The sequence below is a fragment of the Microtetraspora sp. AC03309 genome, from assembly GCF_020826795.1.
Classification (GTDB): Bacteria; Actinomycetota; Actinomycetes; order Streptosporangiales; family Streptosporangiaceae; genus Microtetraspora; species Microtetraspora glauca.
Genome location: NZ_JADDIL010000017.1, coordinates 120,654 through 126,807 on the forward strand (window position 1 = coordinate 120,654; position 6,154 = coordinate 126,807).

Annotated in this window: 4 protein-coding genes; 3 read left to right on the top strand and 1 reads right to left on the bottom strand. The window is 65.9% G+C overall.

Translation table 11 applies throughout. The features are described 5' to 3' along the window. Positions 1–15 precede the first annotated feature (15 nt). From IMZ11_RS12740 to IMZ11_RS12750, 3 genes are all read left to right on the top strand, one after another. The gene (locus tag IMZ11_RS12740) at positions 16–1,284 is read left to right on the top strand and encodes an FAD-dependent monooxygenase (protein ID WP_228641005.1); all 1,269 of its coding nucleotides are present in this window, start codon (positions 16–18) and stop codon (positions 1,282–1,284) included. A gap of 754 nt (positions 1,285–2,038) precedes the next feature. After that, positions 2,039–3,508, top strand: coding sequence for a group II intron reverse transcriptase/maturase (ltrA, locus tag IMZ11_RS12745; protein WP_228641007.1), 1,470 nt, complete (start codon positions 2,039–2,041; stop codon positions 3,506–3,508). Between the two features lie 909 nt (positions 3,509–4,417). After that, positions 4,418–4,960 carry a GNAT family N-acetyltransferase gene (locus IMZ11_RS12750; RefSeq protein WP_228641009.1) on the top strand — a complete coding sequence of 181 codons (543 nt, stop codon included), beginning with the start codon at positions 4,418–4,420 and terminating at the stop codon, positions 4,958–4,960. A 434-nt stretch (positions 4,961–5,394) separates the two neighbouring features. Here IMZ11_RS12750 and IMZ11_RS12755 read toward each other — a convergent pair whose 3' ends face one another. Then, positions 5,395–5,871: an NUDIX hydrolase gene (locus IMZ11_RS12755; protein WP_228641011.1), complete on the bottom strand. Its 477-nt coding sequence runs from the start codon at positions 5,869–5,871 to the stop codon at positions 5,395–5,397. Between the last annotated feature and the right edge of the window lie 283 nt (positions 5,872–6,154).

A 6,154-nucleotide genomic window follows, 5' to 3' on the forward strand; every position in this document is an offset into this window, starting at 1 on the left:
ATAACGGGGGTTATTGTGAAGATCGCCTGCGTCGGCGGCGGACCCGCCAGCCTGTACTTCTCGATCCTGATGAAACGGGTGGACCCATCCCACGACATCACCGTCCACGAGCGGAACCCAGCCGGTTCGACATACGGCTGGGGCGTGACCTACTGGGACGGACTACTCGACTACCTCCACGGCGCCGACCCCGAATCCGCACGCACCATCGAGGAGAACTCAGTCCACTGGGACAGATGGGAGATGCACGTCTACGACCGCGCCACAGTGGCGACGGTGACAGGGGAAGACTGGGGCGAAGGCTTCGGCATCGGCCGGCATCAACTGCTCGACATCCTCACCGAACGCGCCCGCTCCCTCGGCGTGCACATCGAGTTCGAACACGAGATCACCGACAAGGACGAACTCGCCGACGCCGACCTCGTCGTCGCCGGCGACGGCGTCAACAGCCTGCTGCGCGAACGCCACACCGACCACTTCGGCTCCGAGATCACGGTCGGCCGCAACGTCTACGCCTGGCTCGGCACCACCAAGGTCTTCCGCTCCTTCACCTTCACCTTCGTGGAGACCGCGCACGGCTGGATCTGGTGCTACGGCTACGGATTCAGCAAGGACCACAGCACCTGCGTCATCGAATGCTCCCCCACCACCTGGGAAGGACTCGGACTCCACCAGGCGAACAAAGCCGACAGCCTGGCCCTCCTGGAGAAACTCTTCGCCGACACCCTGGACGGACACCCACTGATCGCCCAGGCGCACACCGAAGACGGCACACACTGGCTGAACTTCCGCACTCTGACCAACCGGACGTGGTACCACGACAACCTCGTCCTGCTCGGAGACGCCGCGCACACCACCCATTACTCCATCGGCGCCGGCACCGCCCTCGCACTGGAAGACGCCGCCTTCCTGGTCAACGCACTACACGGGGGGACACAACTCCAGACCGCCCTCGCCCGCTACGACCGGGAACGCCAAGCCGCGATCCGCCTCTCCCTGAGAGCGGCCCGCTATAGCGCCCGATGGTACGAGGACCTCCCGCGCTACGTCGGCCTTCCACCGGAGCAACTGTTCGAACTGCTCGGCCAGCGGCGCTCCCCGCTCCTCCCGCACGTCCCACCACGGCTGTACTACCGGCTCGGCCAGGCGGCCGATCAGTTCTACTACCGGCTCGGCCAGGCGGCCGATCAGTTCAGGTCGCTACGCAACCGCGGACGCCGGCCGGATCCCGGACCACACGAACCAGACACGCCGGGACAACCGGACGAGATGATCACGCGCTGACCCGCCCCGGGACGAAAACGCGACCACCGGCGCCGCCGCACCACGTACGCCGAGGCGGAGCCACCGCCGCGCACCGCCGCCGAACGCCAACACGAAGTCAGACCTCACGACACGGCCCTGAACTCCTACAGCTACGAAACGAGCGGGACTGTAAGAACAACGGCGTGCGCCGTGAGGCGCTGTGATTCGAGCGGAGGTGAAAGACCTTCGCCGCCTGCCCTGTCGTAGCAGGGAGGTGGAGCTGGGGGCAGCCTGATCCGGGTGGTGCCGGGAGGGCGGGAGCAGCCCCGACAAAGCCGGAACGTGCCAGTACTGCCAGACGGTGCGGGTTCGGTAAGCGGGATGGAGAGGAGTACGCGAGGAACCGGCGTCGTTACGTCCCTCAAAAGTACACCGGCTCGAACCTGGCGGATCAGGGCCGGAGGCGGTGCGCACCCGACCCCCTTTCCGGGGCGGGGAACTCCTGGGTGGCTTGCCGATGGCGACCGGGAGGCCATGAGGAAGGACTACGGCGTACTCATGGCGATGCCGCTGGGACAAAGTCGGGCTCCTCCTTCGTCGAGCGAATCACAGTGAACACGGGAACCGTCTCGGATCTTGCTTGCCGTCTCGTGGCCAGCGGGGCGGGCGGGCTGGGCGCACCGACCGCCGATCGGTCCGGGGACGGGGCGGAGCCGCCGTAGTAGTCCGAGGCCGGGAAAGCCGGTCACATGGCCAAGGGCGGCAGCGGGAACGCGAAGGGATGGATGCTGCAATGCCGAAAGACGCGCCGCCGAATGGTGGCGCCTGGCCGGAGCAGGTCCCGATGGGGCCGCGTCGGCGGGTATCGGAGATGCAGGCCAAGCTTCACCGTTGGGCGGCGGCCGAGTCTGGCCGCAGGTTCGATGACCTGTTCAACCTCGTGCATGATCCGGCGACGCTGCTGGTGGCGTTCGACCGGGTCGCGGGTAACACCGGATCCCGGACGGCGGGCGTTGACGGGTTGACCGTCGCCGCCGTTGAAGAGCAGATCGGGGTCCGGGGGTTCCTGGACGACCTGCGAACCAGTCTGAAAGAGGGTTCGTTCCGGCCGCTGCCGGTGCGGGAGCGTGTGATTCCCAAGCCGGGCGGGTCGGGAAAAGTCCGCCGCCTCGGGATACCGACGGTGGCCGACCGGGTCGTGCAGGCCGCGCTGAAGCTGGTGCTGGAGCCGATCTTCGAGGTCGACTTTGCGCCGGTCTCATTCGGGTTCCGGCCCCGGCGGCGAGCCCAGGACGCGATCGCCGAGATCCACCATTTCGGCACCCGCGGATATCAGTGGGTGTTGGATGCCGATATCGAGGCGTGCTTTGACTCGATCGAGCATGCGGCCGTAATGGACCGGGTGCGCCGACGCGTCAAGGACAAGCGCGTCCTGGCGTTGGTGAAGGCGTTCCTCAAGGCCGGGGTCCTTACCGAACTCGGCCAACTCAGGGACACCCCTACCGGGACGCCGCAGGGCGGCATCTTGTCCCCGCTTCTGGCCAACATCGCCCTGTCGGTGCTCGATGAGCATCTGCACGGGCCGTGGGCCGACGGCGGGACGATGTCCACCGAGGGCCGGCGCGCGGCCCGCCGCCGCAAGGGCCTGCCGACCTGGCGGATCGTTCGTTACGCGGACGATTTCGTGGTCTTGGTGCATGGCACCCGGCAGGATGCCGAGGCGCTGCGCGAGGACGTCGCCACCGTGCTCGCACCGCTGGGGTTACGGCTGTCACCGGCCAAGACCCAGGTCGTGCACCTGAGCGACGGGTTCGACTTCGTGGGGTTCCACATCCGGTGGCGCAGCAAGCGAGGAACGAGCACCTGGCACGTCTACACCTTCATCGCCAAGCGACCCATCCGCTCGGTGAAGGCCAAGATCCGTGCCCTGACATACAGGAAATCGCAGCAGGATCTGGAGTCCGTGCTGAGAAGACTCAATCTGATCATGCGCGGCTGGGCCAACTACTTCCGGCATGCCGTGGCCAAACGCGTCTTTGAAGACCTCGCCCGGTTCACCTGGCGCAGGCTCATCACAATGCTGATGGTTCGGCATCACTGGAGGTGGAAAGACGTCCGCCGGTGGCTGGTGACTCCCGACGGGAGTTGGCGGCGAATCGCGGCGGGCGGGATCGAGCTGTTCAACATGGCCAGCACGCCGGTCACCCGATACCGCTGGCGCGGCAGCAGAATCCCCAACCCCTGGATCCTCGACCACGCCTGAACGGCAGATCCCGTGGAGAGCCCGTTGCGTTGAGAGGCGCACGGCGGGTTCGGCGAGCGGCCTGGAGAAACGGACCGGGAGCAATCCCGACACCGCGCTCCAGGCCGACTCAACTCTGTCGCAGATTCGGTGGTGACGGAACGTCCCGGCACGACGGCAAATCGTGCATGATCTCGACGAGCTTGTGAATGTGGTGTTCTCCGGGTTATCGCCACTGGTCGTGAAGGACGTGGCGGACGAGGGCGAGTGCATCCAGGCGGCCGCAGCCCGGACAGGCCGGTCGCCTGCCCGGGCTGCGGCCGCTTAAGGCGCACAGGAGGTGGACTGCGAATCCGTTGCTGTCACCGTGGCTCAAAAAAACGCCCCGGAGCTTGATCGCTCGGGGCTGTTCAAGTGCGGTGGTCAGGGGCAGGGTCGAACTGCCGACCTTCCGCTTTTCAGGGTGGCAATCACCCTGCTCGCTCACTGCGAACCAGGGGAAGACGGGTGCGAGCGTGTCGGCGGTCGTAGACGTTGCCGTCAGGCGTATCCCTCCGGCTCTCCTTCAGTCGCCCGGCAGCACGTGGAGGCGAGTCCGAGATACCGGGGCAACCCCATGACATCGACGCTCTCCCCATCACCTGGCCATTTCAACTCGGGCAGCTACCTAACAGCGGCTTCCGACAGTCCTGCCCGAAGGAGTCGCACGAAACAGGACAGCATCGCGAACGGCGCCTGACCGGAAACCCGAGCTCACCGCACAGCACCATCCAACCTGGCCGGTAGCTCCCAACCCTCCCAACTCGGTCTTCCCGCGCATGGCCGCTCCGCACCAACAGGCCCATGCACCTCCGCTATTCGGCCGAATCCAGGGCGAAACTCCCGTTAATTTGTTTGCCGCCGGCCGGCCTGGCCGGATAGGAAGCTTGGGTGCTAAAAGGCAGCAAAGTCGGGCTCAGGGCCCGGCATGAGGACGACATCCCTATCCTGCGGACCGAGCTCTACGACGACGTGGTCAACTCCTCGCGGGCTGGAAGCCGACCGTGGCGGCCGATCACGCCCGGCTCGAAGGACTCGCGACTCGTGGTGGACGACAATGAGCAAGGGCACGTCCCGTTCTCCGTGGTGGAACTGGACGGCGGCACGCTGATCGGCACCGCGACGCTGTGGGGCATCGACAACCACCACCGGTCCGCGCACATCGGGCTGGGGCTGCTGCCGTCGGCCCGCGGCAAGGGCTACGGCACCGACGTGGTCGCGGTGCTGTGCCACTACGGCTTCGTCGTGCGCGGCCTGCAGCGACTGCAGATCGAGACGCTGTCGGACAACGCCGCCATGCTGCGCTCCGCCGAGCGCAACGGCTTCGTCCGCGAGGGCGTGCTGCGCTCCTCGGCCTGGGTGATGGGCGAGTTCCTGGACCAGGTGCTGCTCGGGCTCCTCGTCCAGGAGTGGAAGTCGGCCTCGAAGGGCTAGCCGAACTGCGGAAACGCGCCATGATCCATCCCGCAAATATCCCGCAGACAGCGGCCGAGGGCTGCTCATCGCGGCGTATGGCTGCGCACGGGTGGAGACGATCAACGGCGCCCGGCCAGAGCAAAGCTGCTGGTCAGACGCCGTTTTCGGAGGTGGGAGCGGAGAGCGTGGGATTCGAACCCACGAGGAGCGTCAAGCCCCTAGCGGTTTTCAAGAGCACTACGGTTTCACCGCCCACACCGGTCCTGACCTGCGAATTAGCCAGGTGAAAGAGGCTGGCCAGCGAAGATCATCCCGCACATATCCCGTGTTGGAGCGGCTGAGTAGCTACCATTCGGCCTGCGAGATCTCCATCGCCTGCACCACATCCGAGACTAGGTGATCCCGTTGTGCTGGGTGGCCGGCACCACCTGCCGCAGTCGATCATGGCGGCACTAGCCGATGTGTGGCAGGCCGCTCCCGGTGAGGTAGTGGCCGATCCGTAACCGCATTGACCGGTCCATCCGCAGGCCCGCGACCTGATCCCGGGGGACCCATCGGACCTCACTGGATTCGCTGCTCGAGGTCGGTGCGCCGCTGACAGCGTGAGCAGTGAGCATGATGGAGAACTCCTGCCGGGCCTCACCGTCAGAGGTGTAGAGGATCACATGCCTCGGGTCGGTGTAGGTGCCAACAAGGCCGGTGATCTCGCACAGGACGCCGGTCTCTTCGAGGGTCTCCCGTACGGCGGCCTGCGGGAGGGATTCGCCGAGGTCGATCGCCCCGCCGGGGACGGCCCAGTTGCCATTGTCAGACCGGCGGATCATCAGCAACTCGCCGGCATCGTTAGTGACGACGACGTTGACGGACGGGACGAGGCTGTTGGGTTCAGGCGCAGCGGGGTCATCATAGAAGTCGATCCGGCGGGCCATGGCTACGACCCTATCGGCCGGGCCTGCTCCTCCTCAGCGATCGTCACAGCCTCCGGCTATACAAAGATGGCGAGGCTCGTCCGCAGTCTGGCCCCGTCTCCGGCAACTGCTCAGCCTGGTCCTGAAGAAGTCACACCGTCCAGTCACGCTCGGGGCTGTTATTAGCCTCGGGCTTTCGCGGTGAATTTCTCCGAGGTTGATCGTTTACATGAGAAAAGCGCCTCTGAACTGGGAGGATCGGGCTTGTCGAGAGTCCTGTCCGCGCCAATTCAGAAGGCACTTT